19 protein-coding genes and 1 pseudogene are annotated in these 26,292 nt (G+C 46.1%); 2 read left to right on the forward strand and 18 right to left on the reverse strand.

Annotation, left to right across the window (positions count from 1 at the left end):
* Positions 1-21: 21 nt before the first annotated feature.
* Positions 22-225, reverse strand: a complete 204-nt coding sequence (locus tag O6P33_RS10690) for a hypothetical protein (RefSeq protein WP_269817764.1) — start codon at positions 223-225, stop codon at positions 22-24.
* A 135-nt stretch (positions 226-360) separates the two neighbouring features.
* A complete protein-coding gene (locus tag O6P33_RS10695) occupies positions 361-1,578 on the reverse strand; it encodes an argininosuccinate synthase (RefSeq protein ID WP_269817765.1) in 1,218 nt (405 codons plus the stop codon).
* 212 nt (positions 1,579-1,790) lie between these two features.
* Between O6P33_RS10695 and O6P33_RS10700 the strand changes: the two are divergent.
* Both O6P33_RS10700 and O6P33_RS10705 read left to right on the forward strand, forming a co-directional pair.
* Positions 1,791-1,972 (forward strand): annotated as a pseudogene (locus tag O6P33_RS10700) (transposase domain-containing protein); the annotation flags it as partial.
* A 135-nt stretch (positions 1,973-2,107) separates the two neighbouring features.
* Positions 2,108-2,572: a hypothetical protein gene (locus O6P33_RS10705; protein WP_269817766.1), complete on the forward strand. Its 465-nt coding sequence runs from the start codon at positions 2,108-2,110 to the stop codon at positions 2,570-2,572.
* 179 nt (positions 2,573-2,751) lie between these two features.
* On the opposite strand, the gene O6P33_RS10710 is transcribed toward O6P33_RS10705, so the two are convergent.
* The 16 genes from O6P33_RS10710 to O6P33_RS10785 all read right to left on the reverse strand — a co-directional run bounded on the left by O6P33_RS10710 (position 2,752) and on the right by O6P33_RS10785 (position 26,292).
* A complete protein-coding gene (locus O6P33_RS10710; RefSeq protein WP_269817767.1) occupies positions 2,752-4,116 on the reverse strand; it encodes a VasL domain-containing protein in 1,365 nt (454 codons plus the stop codon).
* 34 nt (positions 4,117-4,150) lie between these two features.
* Positions 4,151-4,594: a type VI secretion system baseplate subunit TssE gene (tssE, locus tag O6P33_RS10715; protein WP_269817768.1), complete on the reverse strand. Its 444-nt coding sequence runs from the start codon at positions 4,592-4,594 to the stop codon at positions 4,151-4,153.
* 5 nt (positions 4,595-4,599) lie between these two features.
* A complete protein-coding gene (gene tssJ, locus O6P33_RS10720) occupies positions 4,600-5,157 on the reverse strand; it encodes a type VI secretion system lipoprotein TssJ (protein ID WP_269817769.1) in 558 nt (185 codons plus the stop codon).
* Positions 5,132-6,226 carry a type VI secretion system baseplate subunit TssG gene (gene tssG, locus O6P33_RS10725; RefSeq protein WP_420094942.1) on the reverse strand — a complete coding sequence of 365 codons (1,095 nt, stop codon included), beginning with the start codon at positions 6,224-6,226 and terminating at the stop codon, positions 5,132-5,134. Before tssG ends, tssJ begins: the two co-directional genes overlap by 26 nt.
* On the reverse strand, positions 6,190-7,959 hold the full coding sequence (gene tssF / locus O6P33_RS10730) for a type VI secretion system baseplate subunit TssF (RefSeq protein WP_269817770.1): 1,770 nt from the start codon (positions 7,957-7,959) through the stop codon (positions 6,190-6,192). Before tssF ends, tssG begins: the two co-directional genes overlap by 37 nt.
* Positions 7,960-8,058: 99 nt before the next feature.
* Positions 8,059-9,678, reverse strand: coding sequence for a type VI secretion system protein TssA (tssA, locus tag O6P33_RS10735; protein WP_269817771.1), 1,620 nt, complete (start codon positions 9,676-9,678; stop codon positions 8,059-8,061).
* 35 nt (positions 9,679-9,713) lie between these two features.
* Complete coding sequence (locus tag O6P33_RS10740) at positions 9,714-12,758, reverse strand: ImcF-related family protein (RefSeq protein ID WP_269817772.1); 3,045 nt, start codon at positions 12,756-12,758, stop codon at positions 9,714-9,716.
* Between the two features lie 345 nt (positions 12,759-13,103).
* On the reverse strand, positions 13,104-14,279 hold the full coding sequence (locus tag O6P33_RS10745; RefSeq protein WP_269817773.1) for a hypothetical protein: 1,176 nt from the start codon (positions 14,277-14,279) through the stop codon (positions 13,104-13,106).
* Between the two features lies 1 nt (position 14,280).
* Positions 14,281-14,544 (reverse strand): PAAR domain-containing protein, encoded by a 264-nt coding sequence (locus O6P33_RS10750; RefSeq protein ID WP_269817774.1) that lies wholly within the window; start codon positions 14,542-14,544, stop codon positions 14,281-14,283.
* Positions 14,545-14,695: 151 nt separating this feature from the next.
* The gene (locus O6P33_RS10755) at positions 14,696-15,766 is read right to left on the reverse strand and encodes a DUF6708 domain-containing protein (RefSeq protein ID WP_269817775.1); all 1,071 of its coding nucleotides are present in this window, start codon (positions 15,764-15,766) and stop codon (positions 14,696-14,698) included.
* Between the two features lie 9 nt (positions 15,767-15,775).
* Complete coding sequence (locus O6P33_RS10760; RefSeq protein ID WP_269817776.1) at positions 15,776-16,846, reverse strand: DUF6708 domain-containing protein; 1,071 nt, start codon at positions 16,844-16,846, stop codon at positions 15,776-15,778.
* A complete protein-coding gene (locus O6P33_RS10765; protein WP_269817777.1) occupies positions 16,836-19,721 on the reverse strand; it encodes a T6SS effector BTH_I2691 family protein in 2,886 nt (961 codons plus the stop codon). Before O6P33_RS10765 ends, O6P33_RS10760 begins: the two co-directional genes overlap by 11 nt.
* A gap of 2 nt (positions 19,722-19,723) precedes the next feature.
* Complete coding sequence (locus O6P33_RS10770) at positions 19,724-20,542, reverse strand: DUF4123 domain-containing protein (protein WP_269817778.1); 819 nt, start codon at positions 20,540-20,542, stop codon at positions 19,724-19,726.
* Between the two features lie 2 nt (positions 20,543-20,544).
* Positions 20,545-22,944, reverse strand: a complete 2,400-nt coding sequence (locus O6P33_RS10775) for a type VI secretion system Vgr family protein (RefSeq protein WP_269817779.1) — start codon at positions 22,942-22,944, stop codon at positions 20,545-20,547.
* A complete protein-coding gene (gene tssH, locus O6P33_RS10780) occupies positions 22,941-25,649 on the reverse strand; it encodes a type VI secretion system ATPase TssH (RefSeq protein ID WP_269817780.1) in 2,709 nt (902 codons plus the stop codon). The genes O6P33_RS10775 and tssH overlap by 4 nt, the downstream gene beginning before the upstream one ends.
* Before the next feature lie 151 nt (positions 25,650-25,800).
* A complete protein-coding gene (locus tag O6P33_RS10785) occupies positions 25,801-26,292 on the reverse strand; it encodes an Hcp family type VI secretion system effector (protein ID WP_269817781.1) in 492 nt (163 codons plus the stop codon).

Raw genomic sequence — 26,292 nt, forward strand, 5'->3', positions numbered from 1 at the left:
AGACTAAAATTTAACTAGCTGTTATTTTTTAACAGGAACCGCCTTAAGCAGCCTAATAATCAGCTGATTACCATTGAGCTCAGCCAAATCAAGCAGATAGCTTTTCTCAATATCAAGCATCTCGCGATTGTCTAACAGCTGCTTCACCAGCTCTTCTTCGCCATTACTGATGGCGGTTTCCAAGGCCATATAATTGGCCATGCTTTCTCTTTTTTGTTCGCTCATACAGCCCTCGCTTATCCGCTAAATTATGCAACCTGCAAGTACTTTGCATACTGTAGCGCTGATCATCAGTAAACAATGAAAAAGCCACCGCAAGGGTGGCTTTTATCCGAAGAAGCTAAGCTTGCTATAGCAACCTTACAGCAACTTACGGCCTTTGGAGGCTGCAATGCGTAAACGCAAGGCATTGAGCTTAATAAAGCCTGCCGCATCTGCTTGGTCGTAAGCGCCTGCATCGTCTTCAAAGGTGGCAATGGCTGCATCAAACAGTGAGTCGTCTGATTTACGGCCAATCACAGTGATATTGCCTTTATACAGTTTCAAACGCACCACACCGTTCACGTTTGCTTGCGACGCATCAATCATCGTCTGCAACATGGCACGCTCAGGACTCCACCAGTAGCCATTGTAAATCAACTCAGCATACTTAGGCATTAAACCATCTTTTAAGTGCGCCACTTCACGGTCTAAAGTAATGGACTCTATGGCACGGTGCGCTTTGAGCATAATGGTGCCGCCTGGGGTTTCGTAGCAACCGCGAGCCTTCATGCCCACATAACGGTTTTCCACGATATCCACACGGCCAATGCCATGCTCACCACCAATGCGATTCAGCTCAGCTAAAACTGTTGCCGGAGATTTCTCAACGCCATCAATAGCAACAATATCACCTTTACGGTAGGTCAACTCAATGTACTGCGCCTTATCTGGAGCATTTTCAGGTGAGTTAGTCCAACGCCACATCTCTTCTTCATGCTCAGTCCAGGTGTCTTCCAACACGCCGCCTTCATAAGAAATGTGCAGTAAGTTGGCATCCATTGAGTACGGTGATTTTTTATTACCGTGACGCTCAATTTCAATATTGTGCTTCGCCGCGTAATCCATCAGCTTTTCACGGGACAATAAATCCCACTCACGCCAAGGCGCGATCACTTTCACGCCTGGCTTAAGTGCATAAGCACCCAACTCAAAACGTACTTGGTCATTACCTTTACCGGTTGCACCGTGCGAAATCGCATCAGCACCGGTTTCGTTGGCAATTTCAATCAAGCGCTTAGCAATCAGCGGACGCGCAATTGAAGTACCTAATAAATATTCGCCTTCATAAATTGTGTTGGCGCGGAACATCGGGAAGACAAAGTCACGAACAAACTCTTCGCGTAGATCGTCAATGTAGATTTCTTTAACACCTAAAGCTTGCGCTTTAGCACGTGCCGGCTCGACTTCTTCACCTTGACCCAAATCAGCGGTAAAAGTAACAACCTCACAGTTGTACGTATCTTGCAGCCATTTAAGAATGACCGAAGTGTCCAAGCCACCGGAATAGGCGAGAACCACCTTCTTGACGTCTGACATGCCTTCAACTCCACGAGAATTATGCGATAAAGCACCTATTCTACTGCCCACAGCCAATAATTTATAGTGCCAAGCGCTGCTGCAATAGAATATTGAGTATAGAAATGACGCAGATGCATAATTATCTCGCCAGTTTCTCAAACCTAAGGAAACACTTGATAAAACATCACTGCAAAGCCAACCCTAGATCCAAACTCTCTATGAGGCCGTAGGCCGTGGCAGCCTACAAACCTTTTGTGATTGGCCGTAAAACTGGTTATTTTCCAACACCCGCAGCGGCGCTAAAGCCAGCGCTATACTTTATAGCCTTGTAGAAACCGCCAAGGCCAATGATCTGCAGCCTGCTGTATACCTCCAAGCGTTGCTCGAACAATTGCCGCACACCAGCTGCTGACATCGATATACTTTCGTCTTGGAACATTAAACTGAGCTAAAGCTATTAAGCGACAATTACCTTGTCCGGTCTAGCGACAACTATCTTGGCCGGTTGATCTGATAATGTTCGACGCAGCAGAACGGAGGGTTCGCTGTGTCGGGTAATAAAATCACCGATCAACAGGTCAAGAGATATATGAAGTTTAGACAGACTGAAAATCAAGCAGCGGCGGCTGCCAAAGCCGGCATATCCGAACGCTCTGCTCGACGCATCGACAAACACGAGTTACATCCAAAAACTGAAGAAAGGTCTTGGCGTACGCGATCCGATCCATTGGCTGAAGTGTGGGAAAACATCGTTGTGCCAATGCTTCAAAGGGACAATGAGATCACGCCTGTAGGCATCTTCGATCACCTTTGCGAGTTCCATTCAGACCTTTTTACAGCAAGCTCACGGCGCACTCTTGAGCGGCGCATTGGCAAGTGGCGTCATCTATATGGCCCATCCAAAGATGTAGTGTTTTTACAGACACCGGAAGCTTGGCATCACAAGCTAAGCTGTTACTTCCGGAAAAAATATTGCAATTCGTTGCACACCCACTTAATCCCAGCACAGTAATACTTAATAAAAACCACCGCATACATTTCAACATTTTTTCACATCCCTGATATTTACACATACAATCTTTTTCTAGTTCAAAAACATGCCCGGTTATTAATAATTGTTTATTCATTATTTTCACCTGAGTTAAATTCGTTAATTAAAGCCTTATGCAATCCGCGTCCTGAAAAAACAAATCACTCCTGATAACTATTCCCTTGCTTAATCAACGCATAACGGTTGAGCAGTTGTTTAAAGTCGGCATCCGTTTGTTGCACTAAAGCTGGAGCTAGCGGGCCATTACGACTGGATTCTTGTAGTTGATTTAGACGCTCTTCGAGCGGTGTCTTTTGTGTAAAGGCTTCGCGAATATTAAATACCGCAGTCTTCAGTTCTGACACGGTCATATAGCGTCCGCGTTTTTCATCTAAGGTATTTAGTTTTGCACTCAGCTCTGCCAGTTGCTCCATACCGGCATGCCATGCTTGAAGGTCATCAATAGATATTGCATTCAGCTGCAACTGCTGTTGCCATTGTTCACCTAAAGCAGACGCAGCGGCGTTGTTCGGTAGCAATTGCTGCAGTTGCTTTAGCAAGCCTTGCGCGTGCTCTTGCGCCCACACAGGTGTAAATCGCTCTAACTGCTCAAGCTGCATAGCTGTAGTGCTCAGCAACCAACTCGACTCAGCCTTCAACTGTTCGGGATCTAAAGTTACTCGCTGAGATTCACTAAGCAATACTGGCGCAATAAAAAAGCTGGGCGCTAACTGCTCTTGCAATGAATTGTGCGCCGACAGCTGCCATACCCACAGACTCAATGCCAATAGTCCAGCACCCAGTAAAAGGCCACTGCATAGCCCTACCAGTAACTCGCTTTTACGTTTTTGCTGCACACCTTGACCGGGTATCAACGACTGTTCTTTAGGCTCAGTCTGTACCACATACACCAGTGTATTATCGGGCGGTACAGTGCTCGGTATACCGTTTCGAGAGGTAACATCGCTGTGCTCAATGGTTGATAATTCACTGTCCGTGCCCTCTAAACTTTCTAAGCGTTTAGCGGCGTTATGAACAAAATTATGCAGACGCTCTAACTGACTTAAATACTTTAACTCCAATGTTTCCAAGGTGTTACAGATCGCGCTTAAAAAGCTTTCAGCTTTGTACAGTGCAGGTAAATCGCTATACAGCATTTGATAACCACGCACACTTTGCAGTAAGCGCTCACTCAGTTGCGCTAAAATCTCAACCCGCAGATGCACCTGCGCAGGCCACAGGGTTTGCCACTGATGACAAATTAAAGCATGCACCAGTGATAACCCCTCATTCATACCCTGCAAACCTACGCGTTGGGTGCGTATATAGCTGTACCAAGCGGCACTTTGCAGCTCTACACCGTTTTGACGAAATAAAGATAAACACAGGTTTTCGGCGTATTGCCAATTAATATCGGGCCTCGCAGGGTGGTGCAATTTACTTAACTCATCCTTTAGTGCGGCAAAGTCAGGAAAATTACGGGGGTCGCCACCTTGTTTCACATGTTGCTCAAACTGCAAACTCATACATATCCCTTTCGACAATAATCCTAAACTGACTTCACAATGTTTCACGCTGCGATAAAAACTGTTGTTTTTTTAAGTGCCGTACTAACACGCGTCCATCTGCGACAAACTCGGTACCAAAGCGCACCACACCTAACTCATGCAACTCTGCCTCTAACGCATAGCTGAGCTTGCCAAATTCGATTTCAGGTAGGAGGCTTAAGTTAATACCTTTGATTCTTGGCTCATATTTCAACAAGGTGCTGCTTAACACCTGCAGCAATCTATGCGCAGAGCCCGGTAGGCCATGAATAATACGGCTCATATCTGGCAAGCCATAGTCGTCTAGATGACTCAATGTGCCACGACGAGCATTCAAAATGCGCTGAATGTTATCCAGCACCGATAAAATCAGCTGGTTTTCTTCGCTGACCTGCTCAACGGCCAATCCGCCGGCAAAAAATCCAGTCAACATTTCATATAGAGAGGGCTGTGCCACAACACTTACTCCTTTAAATCACGCAGTAATAACTGTTGATTTAACAAAGTTAAAGAGCGTGGTAAGTCTGGGTCTAACTCTGACTTAGCCAGCACCACTCGCCAGCTGTCACGGGTTAAGTCAGGATCACGAAACATCGCTGTTACGGCAACGAACTGTGTTTCTTTGTTGAGCGGCACAGATAGCGAATACGACTCTCCAGGACGCAAATATATATCGTTTTGCACAAGTAGATCCGCATCTAGAACATGACTATCTGTAGACAGCAATGCACCATACTCAGCGGCTGCAAAAGCCTTCATATCACGCAGTTGATAAACACGCACCATCGTTGATAAAGGTACACCCAGCGCGTCTGTATTCGCCGTTTTACGTGCGCTTAAATCTAAATGCAGTACTTTAACTTTTTTATAAAAAACAGCCTCTGCCATTGCCGCAGTACCATTACCTACAGATTGTGTAACACCGCAGGCACTCAGCAACAACACACTACAAAACACAACCAATCCCCGCCCCAAAGCACGAACCCGCTGAGATTTAAAACCGATAGTTACCATTTTCATCTGCCTCTATTCTTTTAGTTTGTTCAGGAAGTGCTTGATAACGGCCCAAGCCAATTGTAATCAGCCGCTCAGAGCAAGCACCCTTAGAGTGCGCTTCTTGACTTTTTAGCACCGCAGTTTGACCAAGCTGGCCGCCCTGCCGCCCGGTTGCGCTGAGCTGGGCATCAGGCAATAAACTACGTAACACTTTTAGCTCTAGACGGGCATGTAAGCGCGCACCTAAATACACATGCAATAAAGCCAACAAATCATTATGCAGTTGACCGTCTGGCAACCAACGCTGAACCTCATCAGCATCACTGCTGCTCAATTGAATAAGCACTTGGCTGTTGACATCAGTTGCGGTGCGCCCTAACACAGGCTTATTCATCAAGCTCAGCGGATGGCGCGTACTCAGCTGTGCCGCTGCCAATAAAGGAATACGGCGTTTATCATGCGGCACGACGCGTACTTGAGTATTCGGAGCCAGTAAGCGTACTAATGCACTAATCCCTTCTGCAGTACGTGTCGGCAAGCGCATGGTGCCAAGTAACGCTAAAAAACGTGATACCGGCGTACCGATCTGCGCCGCACACCCCTCAATACCCAACCCAACCAATCCCAACAAATACTGCGAAGTGCGATCAGCACCTCCAGGCTCAAATGTGGCAGGGTATGAATATTTACGCCACACACGGTAAAACTGTGTGGTTAAGCGGTGATTAAAAATATCTAAGAAGTCAGATAACGGTTGGCTACCCTCTGCACCTTGTGCAATATGATCAATATAAGCGGTGGGTAATGGCGACATCACACCATACAAACCTAAGAAGGTTGTACGCACTGTCGGCCGCTGCATCTCCCCTTCGGCAATATCAATCGTTTTCAACTCACTCACTGGGAAGCCCATGCCCGGATGCGGTCGAAAACGCACTGGATCAGTCTTGGCGCTGTGACCTGCACCGAGTTTTACCGCAAGCGTCTGGCTTTGTTCCAGCAGCTGACAAAACCGATAAAAATTAGTCTGTGCAAGTCGCGGCTGCAGGCTATGAATCAGCTCGGTAATGTCTGATTGTGGTTCTCGAGCCATCGAATACACTTCCCTGTTGGTTGAAGAATAAGAGTCAACTGATTGAATAAGTGAATATCTGCATACAATGCAAAAAACCGATTCAGCATCTCACCAAAAAGATGGATATCCCCCTCTCCCATAAAGCCATTACTGTCGAGCGTGACTTGAATATCAACGCCTCGTAATAAAAAGCCTTGCTCAAAGCGCTGAACCTGTTCATGTTGCACTGCAACAATCGCATCCAGCTTGCGATTGTTCATTTCATCGTCCGTCCAGTTATACAAAGCCAGAGTGCCCCGCAAAACCTCAGCGCTTGCCATCATATTTAAGAAGCTAGAGCCTAAGTGACTCAGCACTCGCCAGTGAAAACGATCTTCGGCAGGCGGGTAGACGGGTAAACTTGGCTTGCACAGGTTTTGTACTCGCAGTGGAATCTGAATTGCATGTTCGCAACGGTTCAATAACGTACTTTGCAGTGCTTTGCGGGGTAACTGACCGTTGGTTCCGGTGATCTGCAAGGAAACCGTTTCTTGCTGTAAATAGCGCTCAGTTTCCCAAGCCTGCCCACCCAAGATCAGCCAAGTGTCATGCAAGCCAGTGACGCCTCGCTTGACTCGTGTGTGGTAATAACGCTCCGGAGCACTGTGGCGTAACATTCCGCCACGATGTTGAAAGCTGGTAAAAGGCACATAGCGCGCCTTATCTGTACGCTGCGACCCAACTACATCATCCACTGAGTAGATTTCAGTGTGACCATCTTGCAAGCGCCTTGGCCGCAATAAGTACTCACTTTCCAAGCCGCTGATCGTTAAAGGATCAGCTTCAATGCTGAATAAATTAATCACCGGCGTGCAATGCAAACGCAACTGTTCAGCACTTAATGGCAGCTCATTGTCCCACTGCTCACTGAGTACAATTTCCAGTTCAAACCACTGCGTTTTTTCAGGAATATGTAACTGCTCCAGACCGCACAAAGTGACAAACATAAACTTTTCGCGGAAAGTAAAATATTCCAATAACAACTGATAACCGCTAAATGCACTGTCACTTTTAGGCCAAAGATAGTCCTCATCGGCAAAACCACCGGGAGCAAAATACCCTTCGAATGGCATCCGCTCACTGCTTTGCGAATGTCGCCAGTACAGCTTTGCCGCGCGTTTAGTTAAAGCCAAATGTAAGGCGGAACTGGTTGGTGCATCACCATTGAGGTAAATGGATAATCGAGATAAATCCACCTGCGACCAATCAGCTTGTTCGCTGCAATTAAAACGCAGGCACAGCAATGAACGCCCATCCACCTCAGTGCGCACTGTTGCTTGGCTGATGTGTAACGGATGCAAAGGCAAAACGGCCGTGGTGCGATAACGGCACACAGTTTTTTTAGGTCCGACAGGCTGTGATAACACCTCAAAGCCTTCAGGTATATGCTCGCTCATTTTCATGTGTTGAATATCTGGAGCCAACTCAACCACTGCTAAAGACGGAATAGTGCGTAAATAATGCGGCCACAGTAAGCTCACTAAGCCCTCAGTAAACTCAGGCAAGTCATCATCGATTTTTTCTCGCAAGCGCCCCATAGAAAAAGCAAAGCCTTCAAACAAACGCTCCACAAAAGGGTCTGGCGTGCCCGCTTTATCTAAATCTAGCATCGCCGCTCGATCAGGGTGAGCCTCTGCAAACTCCTTCCCTGCTTCACGCAAATAACGCATTTCAGCATCAAAATAACGTAGCGTTAAATCATCCATTGCCATTATTCAACTCACTATTGCCATACGTACAAAATCAACACTACAAATACGCATAACGTATTGCTGCGCATTCAATATTCAGTGTAAAAATATTGTCTTAAATTATTGATATAGAACTAAGGCGCGCACGGGGTCCAATTGCGTTAAGCCTGAAAGTAACTGCTCCATTTGTTGTACCAAACCCGCTTTATCAGCACCACTGCGCAATGCCTTAGCGCGCAGCAACTGTAATTGCCGCGCTTTAATCTCAAAAACATAATTCGGTTCCCAAGCCTGTAACGTCATCTGTTGCGCTTGGGCATCCAACTCTTGTAGTAAATTTAAAGCCATTTCATTGCGTGCGAACTGCTCAGCTAAACGCGCCATAAGCAAACGCAAAAACCATTGTTGGCGTAGCCCATGGACATTCGGGCGCGATTGCAGCCAAGCGATAGCACTTTCTAAGCCTTCTGTATCTGCGTGCGCTAAGGCTTCTTGCTCTAAACTTAAGATATCGTCGTGCTCGACAGCGTACACATTGCTGTTTAAATCAGTGAGCGATGCGATGCCCTGTTCCAGCACCTGGCGATTAATCCATTCGCGCGTCACTTCATCTGCAAAAGGACTGCCATCACTCCAAGCCAATTGCTCAAGCTCTGGCAAACGGTTCAACAACTGTTGTAAATCTTGCTTAATAATTACCGCCCAAGCATCCCAAGGTGCGCCTGCTTTAGTCAGTGCTTGGTATAAATACCACTGCACATCCAGCCATAAATGATTAACGCCTTCCGAAAATAGACGGTCGGCTTGTTCGAGCAGCTCATTCCAACTTTGCTGTACATATAAACGCTTAAGCTGCGCACGCGCCTCCGAGCGCGGTGGTTCAAGCCGCGTACAGCCTTGATTATTTTGTGGAGGTACTTGATGAATGGTATCCCAGCGCACACTTTTCATCAGTCGGTGGCCAGCCAACCAGCCTTGATCTTGTTGGCGTAAATAGCCTGCTAGCACTTTAGCTTGCTCCAGGAGCTCACGCCCTGACTGGATAGGCTGCAAAGCATTGCCGGTAGCACTTCGTTGTTCGCTGTGACGTCCCTTACTTGCCTCTGGCGTGCTGCCCATTGTTTGCGGAATCAAGGCTTGAGCGCCGCCCGATTGCGCCAAACGTTTTTCTAAACCATGGTGCAGCGCAGCCAGTTCAGGCTGCCCATCTTTATCCCAGTTTTCTAGTGATTGGCGAACATGCAATAAGGCCGCAACAATGCGTCGAAACTCAGGCAGCCCAACTTCTGGGTGCAGTGACAAACTGTCTAAAATCCGCGAGCTGCCTAACCACTCAATCGCAGCCTTACGTGTGGACGGGCGCAAAGGCAGCAAAGCTTCACCATAGCGTTGGCACAACCCTGCCAACAAACCCAAGCTATCGGCTAATCCCGCTTCGCCTTCTTTATGCAAGCGCGCCCAAATGTAATACGTCACTACGCGTAAATCTTTACAGCGAGTGGTCAGCAAGTTTTCCGATAGATCAATAATCAGATCAACATCAGCTCCTGATAACTTACCGACTTCCTCACGAATGCGCTCAAACTCATCATCATAGCTTGGGTCTTCACCGACTGGATTATTCGCATCAATTGGCAATAACCAGCGCTGCCAAAGCGTAATTTGTTGTTCCGCCACTGCTGAAAATTGCGCATGATCTTCCGGAAAACATGCTTGCCCTAAACCACTTAAAACGCCCATCCCTACTCTCTCCCTGTCGCCGTCTAGCTCCAGCTTTAATCAACAAATATCTGCTGCGGTAAATTAAAGTCACGCAGCTTAAGCAGCGCCAATGGCCCTTCGCCTAACTCGGTGCGCAAAATAAAACTCAATGTCTCGCCACTTGGTGTTGTCCAGCGCAAGCGGTAACTGCTGGGCAAACCTGGGTAGTCACTGACTTCAGCCTGCTCCAGCAGACGAATCAGCCCCCAGCTACCGGAAAAATCTGCATATAAGCGCATTCCGCTATCAACACTGCGCCAACTTAAGCTGGCACCCGGCGCTAACGTATCCGCCGGCCAGGTAAAATGCTGCCACTGTGGCATTTCGTTGCGGTAGTCTAATGCTTGTTGGTCAATGACCAGTTTGACCTGCATCACGTCCTGACTAGTTTCGGGGCGCAAAGAAAAACTTAAGCGGGCATCGCCTGCAGCAAACAGCACATCCCCGAGCTCACCTAAAGTGTCCAATGCCTGTAAAAACTCAGGATTTAAACGCACACCTTGCGCGGTGTTGCTGTCCGCCACCCAGCGGGTGCCTTCTTTGCGTAAAACCCCTTGCAGCTGACTGCTTAAGAACTGATTGATGCGCCCACTATCACCACGTAAGTACTGTGCTTGCAGCGGTAGAGAGCTGTCCGATTGGTTATTTTGCAGTGGATAACGCCCAACAAAAGCAGCCTGCCAATCATTCACCACTGCACGTTGCCACTGTGAATTGAAGCTTTGCACTGTCGGCGTGAGTAGCTGCTGCCACGCCTGTTCTAAGGGCTGCACCCAAACGGCGTCACCAAAAGCCGCTAACTCTTGACCAAGACTGGCTGCCACTAAACGCGCATAATCTTGCGTGTCAGCCAGATCACTGGAGCGCCCTTGAAAAACACTTTGCGCTAATGTTTGTGACAAACCCTGTGGATCCGCGGCATTGAGCACTTGCTGTAACTTTAAGCGCACCCGTGAGGCGCGGGTTAAATAGCTCGTAAAGCTCAAGTGCTCGGCACCTGCGCCGCTATTACTCGGCTCTAAAACACTTAATAAAGGCGCAAATAGCGGTTCAAGCGGGCCACTGTAGCCCAGGTTTTGTTTAATCAGTGGCTGTTGCTCTTTGTTAAAGATGTCTTTGGCCGAACTCATTAATGAGTCAGACAAAGCCTCTTGCTGGCGGCCTGTTTTGGCTTGATAGGCCAAGGTGTTCATCAATCCGATTAAGGGGGATTGGCGCACATCGGTCAGCAAGGTTAACTGTTCAACGGTATCGGCTAAATGATCAGCACGTCGCCACTGCAAACTGTTTAAAAACTTCTGCCAATGATTGGCAAAGGCTGAAAAGTAACGATCGGTTAAACGCTGCTTCAGTGCCTCCGGAGTCTGTTCTTGGTTTAGGCTTTGCGTGCCATCACTGAGCACCCAATCCAGCTCACTGCGACGCTGGCTAACAACTTTGTCAATGGCGGGTAACACCGCCTCCTCCCATGCTTTGCGGGTGTACACCCCTGGGATCCACTGCTCAGTGCTTAACAAAAATGAAGCATCGGTTTCACCCACCATATCGCTCAGCCACACACCAGCATACTGCGGGGTTAGTTGCTCAATAACCTCTTCGTACAAGACCAACTCACTGGTGCGATTACCCATTTCCCGCACCAGCATCGCGCGTGTTTGTCCGACCCGACGAGCCTCTAGCGGTAATTGCCAGTCTGTATGTTGCGGCAAATGCTCTGCGTAAAACAGCAGCAACTCTGGCCCTAAACGCTGCCAATCACCCCCAGACAAATCCTCACGCTGTGGCCAAAGAGTCATGAGCGTGTCGGTAAAAAACTCGGCCTCCATTTTTTCCGCATGGCTGAGCATCAAATACGCTTTTAAAGATTGATACACCGGTTGAGCTAATGCTTTACGCTCAGCGCTTGCCACCGAAGCAACAGCCAACAGCTGCATGTGCTCAAGCAACTGCTCAGCACTCGGGTCGCGTAACAACGGCAAGGCACTGGCTTGATAAACCGGCCATAAAGCGCTCAGCAACTGGCCATGTTGACTTAAACCAAAACGCTGCCACACAGGCACAGAATGTTCCTGCTGATACTGCAAACGCCCAATGCTCTGTTGTAAATCCGCCAACGCCTGCAAGCGTTGCGCTAAAGGTTGCTGCGCATCGTGCGCTAAAGCCGCTTGCGCCGCGCTATTGTCTAATAAATGACGGTTAAACGCATAAGAACCCAACATGCCTAAACCCCATAGCACCGCCAAACCAAGCAGCGCACCTTGCATAATGCGCGCCCAAGGCCAGCCAAGTTTGCGTGCATGTAATGACTGAGGTACCTCTTGAATAGCACTGAAAAAATCATCCCAACGCGTATCTTTTAACCACATGTGCGCGGTCTTAGCTCGTCCACGTGCACTGCCTTGACTGAACAGCACTCCAGCAAAAGGCAACGTTGGATAACCTGCCCCTAACTCTGGCAACTGCTGGCTCAATTGCTGCGCCCCGCCGTTTCGTAAAAACGCAGCCAATCCCAATAAAAAAGTCCGCTGAGTGCTGTCCAACACTGCGTGTGTGCCTTGTTCAATAAGAGCCGGTTGTAGATCATTTAAGCGCTGCTCCAATTGCTGTGAATTAACAGTGTTAGGCAGTAAGCAACTCACCAATGCACCGTTTTTATCTGCAACACCGTGCAGTGACCACAGGTACACGGGAGCAGACCAGCGCAGCGCTTTAAAGCAGTCAGCCATCCCACGTTTAAAACGTGCCAACTGCTCGTCATCAAGCCCGTCTGTGTGTAATTGCAGCTCAACCGAATCAGCTTGCAGATAAGCATCAGTGGCCCACACCACCGCATCCAACGGGCGACGACGACGCAACTTTTTTAATGCACTGAGCACTTCAGGATCAATATTGTCGGCACTCTCACCACCCCAGAGCAGCAGTCGCCCATCGGCCTCCAGCCAGCGTTGGGTGGTTAAGCTAGGGGCCAGTTGTTCAGTTGAATGTTTATTACCTACAAATAAAATACAGGTTATTTTAGATTTCCAGAAAAACCCGTATTGAGCATTTAAATACTGCATCAATAACTTTTCAAAACCATTAGTATTAGATTCTTTTTTATTATCAATAGCGTTTATCGGTATTCCAGCAGCCCGTCTCAACGTTATAGCTGCATGTTTATTCCAAGCTAAAATGAAAAAGGGCAATAAGCAAAAAAGCCCTATCCACACTAACAATGCTCGCAACCATAATACAGAAACAGATAGCTCACTCGAGTTTGACAGCAACAGGTAGCTACCCACACCTGCTGTAACAAACAATGTAATAAAAAACATATAAATCAATACTAGGAAAACAATTGATTTACTCTTTACAACTGCTGTATCACTCATCCCTAACAACCTTAACCAATAGCTAATATAAAATCATCCAACCACAACAGCCCAATATTCCTCAGTGCTTTGGGTGGGTGAATGAATCACTAATTGTTTTTTCTGGTTTTTCTTATGCTGCTCAAGAGCCATTACAAGTGAAAACCAAGGTCCTACCACAGACATAAAACCCATTTTAGAGTCAATATCAACAACTGTATTTTTGGTAATACTAGGTAAAAACTCTAACAACTCCGTTGATAAAAAGGCAGACTGCCCATCAGCACCAAATCCACAAAACCAAAAACCATTTAAACTTTCAAAATTTTGATCTGCCCACAGCACAGCATTACTCAGCATCTTTTGATGACTATTTGTTTTCTTTTCTTCTGGACGACATACTCTAGAACTTTCATTTAAGAGAGACAGCGGCATACCTTGTGTAAAAAGCATAGCGACTAGTCCATCTCCATGCCCATCATCCTTTAAGTCAGAATAATGTATGGCGATAACTAATAAATACTCTGATCCTCGATCTATATCGAGCCAATCATCCAGAGCCGCTAAGCCTTGCCCATTTATAGATGCCGGCATGATCGAAAGATCATATTCCATGCAAAGATTTTGCCAAGCCTCATCCAGCTCTTCTGATATTTTTTCATCATCAAACTCAAACAGCACTGAAGTGGAGTGCCCTGCTTTAGACCTCTCAATCAATTGTTTACCTAAATTACTTTCAAAAACCAATTGTCTAATATCTTCTGAAAAATCATCTGAACTCCGCGCAAAGTATTTACGCTTAATAACTTGATTTGTAGAGGAGTCAATTTCTGCAGTTAAACCCATTTCACAAGCAAGTAGCTGATCAGAAAATGCCTCTTTGAATACTGCATCAGGCACATCAAACTCAAAAGCTAAGCACTTAATCGCTTTTTGTCCGCGATTAATTTCTTGATCGATCAGTTCTGCACGCTCTAAATTCCAGCTATCTACCCAAAACCACTTAAAACTAAACAACAACATACGCCCAACAAATACGCTAACGAATGCAAAAAGACCATAAACCAGAGCATCCCAAGACAATAACAAATAGTTGCTAGGCTCTTTCACTTGTGCTCGAGCCAATAAGAAAACCAAGATTAAAAAAACACATATTAGCAGCCAAGCTTTAACCGAAGGCCAACTAGGTGTATTAACTGGCTCAGGAACATCATCAAGTTTTATCTTCATTCTAGTTCGCTGCAGCATTTGTAAGTGAGGAAATTAGAGCACAACCACAACCGCACTTATGCTCATTAAAAGCCACTGGAATTCCGTTATCTTTAAAATGCTCATGCCCCTCAACAATAGTCGTAAGACCATGCCCCGGAATGGGGCAAGAAACTTTATCGCCAACCCGCGCTACAGCTATGCCTTCGAATTTCATATTGGCTGACGCAGACAGCACCTGTCCGCCATGCGTGGTTTTATCACCTAACCTAATAACTCCCTTCATTACAATTGCTCCTAACAGTAATTATTTTTCCGTATCCAGTTTCTGAATATTTTTCTCTTCAGCCTTCAGAAAAAACCACAAACGCAGAACATACTCACAAGCTTCTCTGATTGATACTGTTTCTTCTAAAACCTAACATCGCTATATTCCCTTATGACCTAGAGCGAGTCTGTCGTGAGTATTTCTTCTCTAACTTCTTTTCGATTCTTTCTCGTGCTCCATTAATGTGCTTATGGCGTACATCGTAGTATTCAATGGGTACGGTCATAAAAGTTTGCCCCCAAGGCTGCTGTGGGTTGTGGGACGCATCCACTCGAATGGGATCATTCGCCTCAGGCGCACAGGCTTCCTGAACCTCTTCTGGCCAAACCAATGTCTTACCCGTGCGCATGCCTATCCAACGTAAGCAGGCCGATATAAAGGTATAAGGCACCATAACGGGCAGCCAAATCCATTGAAGTCTTTTGGTCATATAATTTCTCACCAGCGTTAGAAATCCAGACCAAAAAGTTTCTTGACCACCGGCTAAGTCCGCACAGTATTCAATTGTCTCGGCTAAATCCTCGACAACGTCTTCTTCCATATAGCAGCGAATAAACTCCCAATAACAAAGAGTGGGGTATTCATCCGCATAGAATCCAAGAATAAACAAAGGTTCGTAGCGCTCATAGTCCGTACGGCGAAAGAATTCAAGCTGAGTATGCATATGTGTATGCAAAGATAAATGAGTTAAATCAGCATTAATATCTTTCCAGTTATAACTCTGTAACTGACCGTGACGATCCATAAAATAAACGCGTTGATTCTTCCTATTAAAGCGAATCTTTCTGACACTAAAGTCAGTAAAATCAACGCGTGCCATTAAGAGACCTAACAAAACAAAAGCAAAAGAAAGTACGGCAAAAACTGCCGACACAACAAGTAAAAGAAAATCAGTAGCAATTAATAAATCTCTGTCGAAGGTTTTATAAAAAATAAAAATAAAAAAACTAACAACAGTTAAAAACAAGGGTATAAAGATCATTAACCCAAAGCCCAGCTCACCCTTGTGTGCGAACCTCGCATCCGCCACCTCCAGACACGTCGAGTTCAACTCCACAACACTGACACCCCCGTAAGCGGGGTAATTCTTAAAATCTTCCGTGCCCACAGGCAGCCGCATCCTATGTGTTCTGGCTTTAGCAATAAAACGCAGAAACTTATCACGTATTTTATTTTTCATGGCTTGCCCTTATGACCTAGAGCGAGTCTGTCGTGAGTATTTCTTTTCTAACTTCTTTTCGATTCTTTCTCGTGCACTATTAACCTGCTTGTGATGTTCATCGTAATATTCAATAGGTACGGTAATAAAAGTGTATCCCCAACGGTTCGGCGGGTTGTGGGACGCATCCACTCGAATGGGGTCATTCGCCTCAGGTGCACAGGCTTCCTGAACCTCTTGTGGCCAAACCAATGTCTTACCCGTGCGCATGCCTATCCAGCGTAAGCAGGCCGATATAAAGGTATAGGGCACCATAACAGGCAGCCAAATCCATCGAACTCTTGTGTCCATATAGTTACTGACCAGCGTTAGAAACCCAGACCAGAACGTTTCTTGGCCGTCGGCTAAGTCCGCGCAGTATGCAATCGTCTCGACTAAATCTTCGACAACGTCTTCTTCCATATAGCAGCGAATAAACTCCCAATAACAAAGAGTGAAATACTCTTCTGTATAAAACCCCAAAATAAACAAAGGCTCGTAGCGCTCATGATCCGTACGGCGAAAGAACTCAAGCTGAGTATGCATATGCGCATTCAAAGACAAATGCGTTAAATCAGCATTAATATCTTTCCAGTTATAACTCTGCAACTGACCGTGACGATCCATAAAATAAACACGTTGGTTTTTCCTATCAAATCGAATCTTTCTGACACTAAAGTCCATAAAGTCAAGTCTAGCAGCAATATATATTAGAAAAAACATAAGCAAAGGCACTGCTGACATGACTATTATTCCGATTAATAAAGAATACTCAGCCACACCCCAAGAATTTTTATTTAAGATATTTAAAAAAATAATAACCAATCCAGCTAACCCATACAGCATAACTGAAGTCAAAATTATTGACCAAAAGCCCAGTTCGCCCTTGTGTGCGAACCTCGCATCCACCACCTCCAGGCACGTCGAATTTAACTCCACAACACTGACACCCCCGTAAGCGGGGTAATTCTTAAAATCTTCCGTGCCCACAGGCAGCCGCATCCTATCTGTTCTGGCTTTAGCAATGAAACGCAGAAACTTATCGCGTATTTTATTTTTCATGCTGTTGTTCCTTGTCTTCAATACCGAAAGTCTGCTGATAAGCGCCCTTCTCTTGGAAGTGTGTCGGATATTTATCCAGCTTATCTTTTAGCATGGTGATTTTAGATTGATCTCCCCAATAACTGCGCACAAACCATTCCTGAAAAGGCTCAAGCGTGTCTTCTTGAAATGACAACAGCACTAAGACGCTCGCAGTAATTACCATTCCTATAATAAATACCTGACCAGCAATGGGTATAAACCCCAGAAAGGCTAAGGCTGATAGTGTACTACCAGCAATACCTGCACCAATATAACCAGAGGCCATCAAACTATCCCCTTGCAGCCCATATTTAACCCCTTTCTCAAAATCCAAAATGCCCAGCACAACCCCACCTATCTGACTGTATTGAGCAATCTTTTTCAAAGCCGTCCTTGGTACTGCTCTAGCAAGCTTGCTGTTGTCTTTCAGGCCTGTTTTGATACCTTTAGCCCACGCACCGTCAGGGTTTCTAGCAACCAAGACCGTATCGGCAGCTTGTGCAAATGAAGCGACTAACAGAGCGGCAGAACTCATAAGCTGCGCACGCGCTCGTGTGCTTGTGCTGTCTTCTTTAAAAAAGTTACGGGTCAGGATGACAAAGGCCCCAAGCTGCAAAGCTGTCATAAAGCCATTAATGGCCAAATTGCTACTCACATGATTGGTTAACTCAAAGTTCTTAGCAGCACCGGCACCACGGCCTGTTTGAGTCAGAACGCCGTCCTTAGGCAAATCACCAAGAAGCTCCACTCGGCTTTCAAATACCGTCTGCAGTTGATTAGGTTTTAAGTGAATTGCAGCTCCTTGTGTAGTGCTTGCAGCAATCACCTCGGCCCCATCCCGCTTAAGGGCACTCACTGTCTCCTCATGTAGAGAGGCCAAAAACTGGACTGTGTGCTTCCCTTTTAGGGAAACATTGTCGATCAGTTTTTTATAACGAGTCATGCTCAGCTCTTTAGTGTTAGCAACACGCTCCGCATAGTTTTCCTCATCTACGGTATTTAAAAGTTGTTGATATAAAGCCCAACTGCTGGAATCGTGTCTGATGCGTTTTAGTTGTTGTGTAAAAGCTTTCATCGCATCTTTACCATCAAGCTCTAAACTGATGGTATAAACTTGTTGTTGGCTGTAGGCACTCAAAATTGGAAATAAATACGGTATTTTTTGTCGAGCGCTGTTTGTAGCTAAATCAACAAATTTACTCTGAGTTAACGCAATCAGGTTATTAATACTACTTTCAATTCGCTGAGCATGTAATGACAATGCCACATTAATAAAATCTGCCAATACTTTTCCAACATTGATATATTCTTCATTGGCAATCAGTTTATTAAAACTTGAGATTTCATTCTCTTGATTCAATAGCGTGGCACGCTGTAAACACCCGTTAAAACTCTTAAAATCAAACTCTGGTTTATCCTCTATAAATTTAGATGTTTCATTAGCAACGTTAACTGCAGAGTTTAAATGCTCAATCAATGCAATGATTGAGTCTAAAAACTCAAGTCCATCCTCTAGGTTATTTTGTGAATACGAATACTGGTAATACAGCATTAATTCTTCTGAATTCATCAAGATTTGAGCCAGCTCTTCTAGCGGCATAATTATCTGTGCATAAAACTCATCTCGATCTTTTTTATATTTATAATCAAAACTTTCCCATTCGTGCTTCTGATAGTACCGCTCTTGCTCTATCAATTTTTCTTTAGTTTTATTTTCAAATAGTTCACGATCTTTGTCAGCATGCATATGTCTCTTACTGTAATCCTCATAAGAAAGTAATGTTTCGTTAGCGAAAATTCCTGCCCTTAGGAGATAACCACTTCGAAAATCTGAATAGCTTTTCTGATATTGCTCATACTTCTTTTCTATCTCAGCATTATAAAAAGCCTGATCCAGCATCTGCGTTGCTAAGTGATACATGCCACTTAGCTGCACCTTTCGCTCAAATAACTCTAAAGCTTTTTCATTTTCCTTTCTAAATGCCGGTCCCGTTTTATAATCAAAAGGCCCAGTAAAGCCTTTATCTGTCTGGTAAGGGTAGTAGCCGTCAGTCACCAACCAGTGCCTTGTGACCATAATGTCTTTAATAATGCTCACTGGGTCTTTAATGCATACATAGGCTCCAGCGCATTGTGTATTACCTGCAACGGCTTTGGATAATGCAGATATTTGCGTTGTCTTGCTGATCTGCTCGCCTTTTATTTCTGCTCTATGATCAAAAGCTTGGTAGCGTTTTAAAACTTCGTCTTCAGCACTTTTATCTTTAATGTCAAACGCATAATCTGCGACATAATCCGCGATATCGTGAAATGGCAGAGCCTCTCCTTGTTTACGCTCAACGCCACCCCGTTGTGCTGCCCATTGATCAACAGAAAAAGACACCATGTTTTTTATTCTGCAGCCGCCAGTATTTTTTATATGGTTATCCTGAATTTCCTTACTCCATAGCGTTTCTGACCAACCAAACCAATACACGCCATTGCTAGCAGTAGGATTGATATGAATGCTGACGGTTTTGGCTTGCCAAGACTCCATGCCATCATTACAACTGGCACAAGGTTGGCTTTTTATTGTTGGAGGATTGCCCGCACTGTCCAGAAACACCCGATAAAAATCGCCTCTTTCAGTAACGCTGTAAATATCTAGCGTTTCATACTTTTCCGAATACACGTAAACAAAACCGTCAGTTAGGCTTCTGGCAATAGGCGATAAATACTCTGGAACCTCCAACCCTTGATTCCACTCAGTTTTAAGCTCTGGAAAGGAGTCTGTTTTTAATGCAACCGAAGGGCGCACAACAAAAACAGGAAGACCAACACGCTGACAAAAACTACACGACTTGATAGCTGACACTTTTAAAAACCTCCATGTTTAAGTAAATACGTGCTTTCTAGATGAAAATACCCAGGGTTGCCCACTGATTGTTTAAGTATCCGTTGAAACGCTTCTTCTTTATAAAAATCTTTATTGTGCTCTAGGTACAGTGTGGCAAACGATTCAAGATCGCTTGCTTGCTGCAAGCCAAACTCTTTAATAGCTAACGCCAGCGCTTGATAAACATGTGCTGACTGCTGAAGTTTCTCGGGAATACTTTGTGTTCTGGCCGTCATATTGTTGATTGACTTAATACTTTTTGAAAACAATACAAAATCTGCCACACTCACTTTACTATGCGCTGAGCCATACTTTTCATGTTGACGAGCAGGCAACGTAAGCCATTGACCTACATGGTAAAAAGTGACCTCAAAAGCATCGTCCATGGACAATAATTTTTTTATTCCAGCACTACCCAAAAACCAACAATATTGAAAAAAAACAGATGGATCATAGTAGCGGACAATGTATCCAGCACCATCCGTATCCTTTACATACAAGGCATTTACTAAGTTTCTTTTAAGTTGATCCAGTGGTTGCGAGCTGTTAAAGAAAAATTTTATTAGAGGCGGCTCGCCTGCTAGCCCTTCGCTTGCCTTAATCATTTCCTCCCAATACCGGTATGGCAAATCATGCATAGACACAAGCCATGGATACAGGTGTGCTTGCGGTTCTAATACAGGAGAAATCAGCTCGATTTTTTCAACTTGTTCATCGAGATCCGGAATCAATAATCGGTCTACAATGGCATATCCATGCTCACTTGGTGCTTTGTATTCCATTTGAAATATATTTTTCATAGTTAACCCAACCGAACCAATGCATCACCCTGCTGCGCAGCCTCTGTACTTATAACCTCACACGCTGTAAAGCCGGGCAAGGGAGCTGCTTTAGTTTTTGGTTGCTGATAGTTAAAGTTGGCGCTATTTACTTGGAAATCACCCGCAGTGCCACTTTCAATCATTGCGGGGTCCAAAGTGATAAACGAGCCTCCACATTGCAGGGTAATTTTCTTCTTAGCAGAAATGATAATTTCATCATCCGTACTCGTGATATTCATAGCTTTTTTGGAGAGCATTTCAAGCGCATCAGTTTGTGCCTGAATCTGCACTTTTCCAGCGACAGCTACCAGTTTCATGCCAAGCTCATGTGCAAACACTGATACAGAGTGTTTTGCTGCCAGTGCAATACGTTTCAAGGCCGTAATTTCGGTGTTTTTACCTGATGTGGTAACTATATTTTGTGACGCACTTTGCTGGATATGGCTCGGAGTAGATAAGGCGAGTCCACCTGGTGCTCCTGCAACAATTGCCGCCCCCTGCAAACCATCAACCATGTTTTCTAAAAACATCTCTTGGGCTTCAACATCAAGCTCTTCCATTCCCGCACTACTCATTGAGTGCGACATGGACTCTGCAGCATTGAGTGCTTGTCGCAACTGGTGGGTAATTTCCTGCATATCCAGTTGCTGGCCACCTGCGAGCTCTTGCTCTTGAGTGCTTAATAACAACCCCTTACCCGCCCTAATCGCCCCCCAATCATCGGTGCGCAGTTCAAAACCTTCGCCACGCTTATTGCGTTCGGCATTGACTAAGTGGCCGAGGTTGAGCTGGGTTTTGCCGCCGTATTCGGTGCTGAGCTTGATATGCTCTTCGCCGCGCTTATCTTCCATGCGCAGTTTGTTGTTGGATGGTGTGCGCAGTACGTTGCGGGTGTTGTTGCGTTCGGTGATATGGTCAGGGTGGCGTGAATCATGCAAAGCGTGGGCAATATACGGGCGATCAGGGTCGCCTTCATGAAACGCAATCGCCACCTCAGTGCCTTGAATCAGCGGCATGTGCAAACCATAGGTGTCGCCGCCGTAGGGTTTGGCCAGACGCACCGGCATGCTTTCATAGCCTTGCGGTTTGTCATCTAAATCCGCATCAAACTTAACCCAATACAGGCCATCTTTATTTTGATGGGCGTAAATATCATTGGCTTTAGCGCTGGTGATGCGTGCAGTTAAAGTACCGCTGATAATGGGCCGTGGTTTAAGTGTGGGTCGCCAGCACAGGGTTTCGCTGTAAGGCGCAGCGCTCACTGCGATGCTTAAGGCTTCTGAGCGGCTGGCTTTAAAACGCAGCTGGGTAATTAAAATGGGCGCTTGAAATACCGATGGTAAACTGCTGGGCACTCGGCTGTCGTTAATGGTCAACACTTGGCCTGGGCTTAAGCTTGGATCATTACTGGTGGCACGCAAACGCGTTTGCCGTGCTAAAAAACGCTCATGGTCTAAGCGCGCCCAGAAGTTGGCCGTTTCTGCCTCAGGGTTGAGCTTATCGCCCTGAGTTAAGTGCCGTGCCTGATAATGGTACACATCGCCATAGTTTTGTTCTTCGCCATCACCACGGGTCATGTCGGTGCGGCCAGTTAACAACAGGTCTTGTGCTTGACGGTAGTTGTAGTCTTTAACCTGTACGCTGTTTTCAACCACTTGATGACGCAGCGACAAACCCCAAATCGAGGCGGTACCGCTATCGCTTTGCCCTGATGGGCTATTGAGCGACAGGCTTTTGTCAAATTCATAGCAGCTCTGCTGATCACCAAAGCGAATAATTTCAGTTTGTGTATCAGGCTGGAGTGCAAAGCTATAAAAAATCCCGACCTCAGCCAATAAGCGCTCAATAAAGGCGCGATCACTTTCATTGACCTGATTGATTTGTTCGCGTTTGGGGTATGTCTGCTTGAGGTTGAACTCAAACTCCCACCCTTTAAAATTATGTTCGCGCAAAATCTGCTCGACCACTTGCGGGATCGACTGATTTAAAAAAAAGCGATAGGAGCGTTTTTGATGCCGCAGCAATGCAAAAAACGGCTCGATCGTCAGTTGGTATTCAGCTTGATCAGCCGAGCCTGCTAAGCGTTTAAAGTCAGTGACGATGCCGTGCACTACTTTTTCTGCCGATTTCACCTGCGCAAGCTGCGCCAAAGGCATGTGCGTACCGACAAAACTAAAGGTCGCGCTGCGCCGCAGTAGCTGCTGCGGTTGTAAATCCTGCGCGCTGGAGGTGAATGTCACTTGATAGCGGTAACAATCACTTAGGGTTTCACGGCCAATAAAGTGCTCAACATCCAAGTGTTCAGCACAGCCTTGCACCTGCAATTGGTAACGATTTAGCGAGCCACTTAATTGAGTTTTGACGCTATCAAGAAGGCTCATGACAGTGCTCCTTCTGACTCCATTAGCTCGATGGGCTGATCAGCATCCATTTTTTCGACAAACTCTAAGCTGATACCTTCTTCTACGTTGTAGCCCAAGTGCAAATGGCTGGCAGCAGGCAAGGCTTGAGCTTGGCGTAACAAAAGCTGTTGGCTAAGTACCGGTAAGATTTGTTGATTAAGCAGGCTGTCGATATTGCGTGCGCCGCTATCCGGTAGCAGGCAGGCTTCAACAAGGCTGCCATAGAGTGACTCGTCAATGCGGCAGGTTAAGCCATAGTGGCGCTGTAAGCGCTTGGCTACTTTATTGAGCTTAATTTCAACAATATTGCGCAAAGCGTCCGCTGCCAGTGGGCGGTAAATGACACTTTGAAAGCGCGCTAATAATGCGGGCTGAAAATGCTCGCGCAAGATGGGTCGAATCAGCTCATGTAACTGTGCTTCTGTGGCGTCGGGCTGTTCTTGTAAGTAGTGCGATAAGTGGTCGCTACCCAAGTTAGACGTCATTACGATAACAGTGTTACGAAAATCAATTTCGCGCCCTTCTCCATCACGCATGACGCCGCGATCAAAGACTTGATAAAAGATATTGAGTACATCACGGTGGGCTTTTTCAACTTCATCCAGCAGCACAACACTGTACGGCCGCTTACGCACGGCTTCGGTTAGCACGCCACCTTGGCCGTAACCTACATAGCCCGGCGGTGAGCCTTTGAGCTGGCTGACGGTATGGGCTTCTTGATATTCAGACAGGTTGATGGTGATGAGTGATTTTTCACCGCCAAATAAATTATCGGCCAGTGCTAAAGCGGTTTCCGTTTTACCTACACCGCTGGTGCCCACTAAAAGAAACACGCCTAAGGGGCCATCTTCGGCTGTTAAGCCTGTTTTGGCCGCGCGTAAACGCTGAGCAAGTTGGTGTAATGCAGGTTCCTGCCCAATCACGCGCTGGCCTAGCTGCTCTTCAAGTGTGAGCAAACTGCCTTGTTCATCCTTTAACAGACTTGATAAAGGCACGCCTGTCCAGTCGGCAATGACGTTGGCGACGGTGCGTACATCCACATCTAAACCAATCAGCGGCTCATCTGCTTGCACCTCTGCAAGTTGCTGCTGCAGTTGCTGGCTTTGCGCAAGCTCATGCGGCTGTTGTCGGCACTCTAATAGTTGTTTGATAAGCGTTTGCTCTTGAGCAAATTGTTGCTCTACACCTTGCAAGCGCGCGGCGAGCGATGCAGTTTGTGCGCTGATTTCAGAGAGGCGTTGTGTATCTGTGGTCTGCCCAAGCGCCACTTCATCCAGCAACGCTTGTTGTTCTAGCTCCAATGCTTGAATGCTTGAGCGCAGCTGGGTCAATAACGCAGGCTCTGTGTCGAGGCTGATGCGTACCCGCGCACAGGCGGTATCCAGTAGATCCACCGCTTTATCAGGTAACTGACGGCCGGTTATATAGCGCCGTGATAAAGTGACAGCCGCTTTCACGGCGGCATCACTGACATGCACACCATGAAACTGCGCGTAACGCAGCTTTAAACCTCGTAACATGAGGCAAGCCGTTTCGTCATCGGGCTCATCGACTTTGACCATCTGAAAGCGCCGCTCTAACGCTGCATCACGCTCAAAATACTGTTTGTATTCCGACCATGTGGTGGCTGCAATGGTGCGTAACTCACCCCGCGCTAAAGCAGGCTTTAATAAGTTAGCGGCATCGGCGCCACCTGCTTGATTGCCCGCACCAATAATGGTGTGCGCTTCATCAATAAAGAGTAAAACCGGCTGCGGTGATTGCTGCACGGCTTCAATTATGTTTTTCAGACGCTGTTCAAATTCACCTTTAACGCCCGCTCCGGCTTGTAATAAACCTAAATCCAATGTTCGTAAACTGATGTTCTTTAAACTGTCAGGCACATCACCATGAGCGATACGTAAAGCCAGCCCTTCCACTAAGGCGGTTTTGCCGACCCCCGGCTCGCCGACCAGAATCGGATTGTTCTTACGGCGTCGCGATAAAATATCAATCATCTGACGTACTTCATCATCACGCCCAAAAACTGGATCGATGTCACCCGCACGTGCCTTGGCTGTGAGGTCTTGAGTAAATTTATCGAGCACGGCTTGCAGGGCATCGTTGAGCGCTTGTGCAGATGAACCAGACGTGGCTACGGCATGGTTTTGTAATTGATTGGCGGCTAAATCGACGTCTGTGCTTAAAGACTCTGCTTGCTGTAACTCTGGACGCTCTTCTGACTGCTGATCAAGCAATGGGCGTAGACGTTCTAACTGAGCATTACTCAAGCTCAATAATGGCCAAGCACCTTCACAATTTAACAACTCAGGATGGCTCATCAGCGCTGACAATAAATGCACGCTACGTATTTGGCTTTGCTGCTCTTGTAAGGAAGCAATCAACCAAGCCTGCTGGAGTAACTTGCACAAAGGCGCTGATAGCTGCGGTTGAGCGCTACGAATTGAGCGTGGTAATTGCTCAATGTTTTGCAGCAGAGCCTGCCAAACCCCATCCATGTCCCATTCATAACGGCGGGCAAGTACGGTGATGTCGCTTTCACCCTGTTCCATCAGTTTTAATAACCAATGCTCAATGGTAATTTGGCTATGACCACGTGTTTGACACAGCGACGCAGCTGCTTCTAGGGCCTTAACGCAATATGGGTTTAATCGACGTAGTAACACTATAGATTGCTGTGGCATAGCTTTAGCTCCCTGCTCAATGAGTGTGCTAGAACGCAACTCATGTTTTAAATAAGAAGATTGAAAATGTATTGTTTTTCTCAGCGCTCAAGATTAAAAGCTGAGAAAAACAATAAAAAAGGCAGACGATTGCTCGCCTGCCTTAACGCCTTTAGGCGGTGGAACGCTCACTCCATGAATCGGAATGAATAATGTTGCCGTCTTTGTAGGTCCAAGTGATTTTCTCGTAACGCAATTCGATTTCTTCTAAGTGATTGTGTTTCTCTTTAGAAGGATCTTTCACGTCATGCATTTTTGGCGCTACTTTGACGACTTTGACATTTTCAAGCTTAGTATTGAAATACTCCACTTCTTGCCCCGCATCATCAATGCGATACCACTTAAACTCAGCCGTCTTTAACGTTTGGCCAGTGGTGACTGCTTTGTATAGGTAAGGGCTTGAGGCATCAATTTCTTTGACAAAAACAAAAGGGGTATGTATGCGCGTACCCGTTAACTTGCCCGTGTTGTTATCGGTAGGAATGTATAAACAGTGATCCTGAGCAACAACTTCAATGCTTCCTTCACGACTCTGTACATCGACCGAGCCTTTGATCTCTGCTCCGCCATCGTCTTTTAGCCATAGATATACAGGAATTGCCAT

The organism is Denitrificimonas caeni, from assembly GCF_027498055.1.
Lineage (GTDB): Bacteria > Pseudomonadota > Gammaproteobacteria > Pseudomonadales > Pseudomonadaceae > Denitrificimonas.

Bases quoted from the DNA above. Each gene is read 5' to 3' on its own strand.
- O6P33_RS10690 (WP_269817764.1), bottom strand. From the start codon at position 225: ATGAGCGAACAAAAAAGAGAAAGCATGGCCAATTATATGGCCTTGGAA.
- O6P33_RS10695 (WP_269817765.1), bottom strand. From the start codon at position 1,578: ATGTCAGACGTCAAGAAGGTGGTTCTCGCCTATTCCGGTGGCTTGGAC.
- O6P33_RS10710 (WP_269817767.1), bottom strand. From the start codon at position 4,116: ATGAGTTTGCAGTTTGAGCAACATGTGAAACAAGGTGGCGACCCCCGT.
- tssJ (WP_269817769.1), bottom strand. From the start codon at position 5,157: ATGAAAATGGTAACTATCGGTTTTAAATCTCAGCGGGTTCGTGCTTTG.
- tssG (WP_420094942.1), bottom strand. From the start codon at position 6,226: ATGGCTCGAGAACCACAATCAGACATTACCGAGCTGATTCATAGCCTG.
- tssF (WP_269817770.1), bottom strand. From the start codon at position 7,959: ATGGCAATGGATGATTTAACGCTACGTTATTTTGATGCTGAAATGCGT.
- tssA (WP_269817771.1), bottom strand. From the start codon at position 9,678: ATGGGCGTTTTAAGTGGTTTAGGGCAAGCATGTTTTCCGGAAGATCAT.
- O6P33_RS10740 (WP_269817772.1), bottom strand. From the start codon at position 12,758: ATGCAGTATTTAAATGCTCAATACGGGTTTTTCTGGAAATCTAAAATA.
- O6P33_RS10745 (WP_269817773.1), bottom strand. From the start codon at position 14,279: ATGAAGATAAAACTTGATGATGTTCCTGAGCCAGTTAATACACCTAGT.
- O6P33_RS10750 (WP_269817774.1), bottom strand. From the start codon at position 14,544: ATGAAGGGAGTTATTAGGTTAGGTGATAAAACCACGCATGGCGGACAG.
- O6P33_RS10755 (WP_269817775.1), bottom strand. From the start codon at position 15,766: ATGAAAAATAAAATACGTGATAAGTTTCTGCGTTTTATTGCTAAAGCC.
- O6P33_RS10760 (WP_269817776.1), bottom strand. From the start codon at position 16,846: ATGAAAAATAAAATACGCGATAAGTTTCTGCGTTTCATTGCTAAAGCC.
- O6P33_RS10770 (WP_269817778.1), bottom strand. From the start codon at position 20,542: ATGAAAAATATATTTCAAATGGAATACAAAGCACCAAGTGAGCATGGA.
- O6P33_RS10775 (WP_269817779.1), bottom strand. From the start codon at position 22,944: ATGAGCCTTCTTGATAGCGTCAAAACTCAATTAAGTGGCTCGCTAAAT.
- tssH (WP_269817780.1), bottom strand. From the start codon at position 25,649: ATGCCACAGCAATCTATAGTGTTACTACGTCGATTAAACCCATATTGC.
- O6P33_RS10785 (WP_269817781.1), bottom strand. From the start codon at position 26,292: ATGGCAATTCCTGTATATCTATGGCTAAAAGACGATGGCGGAGCAGAG.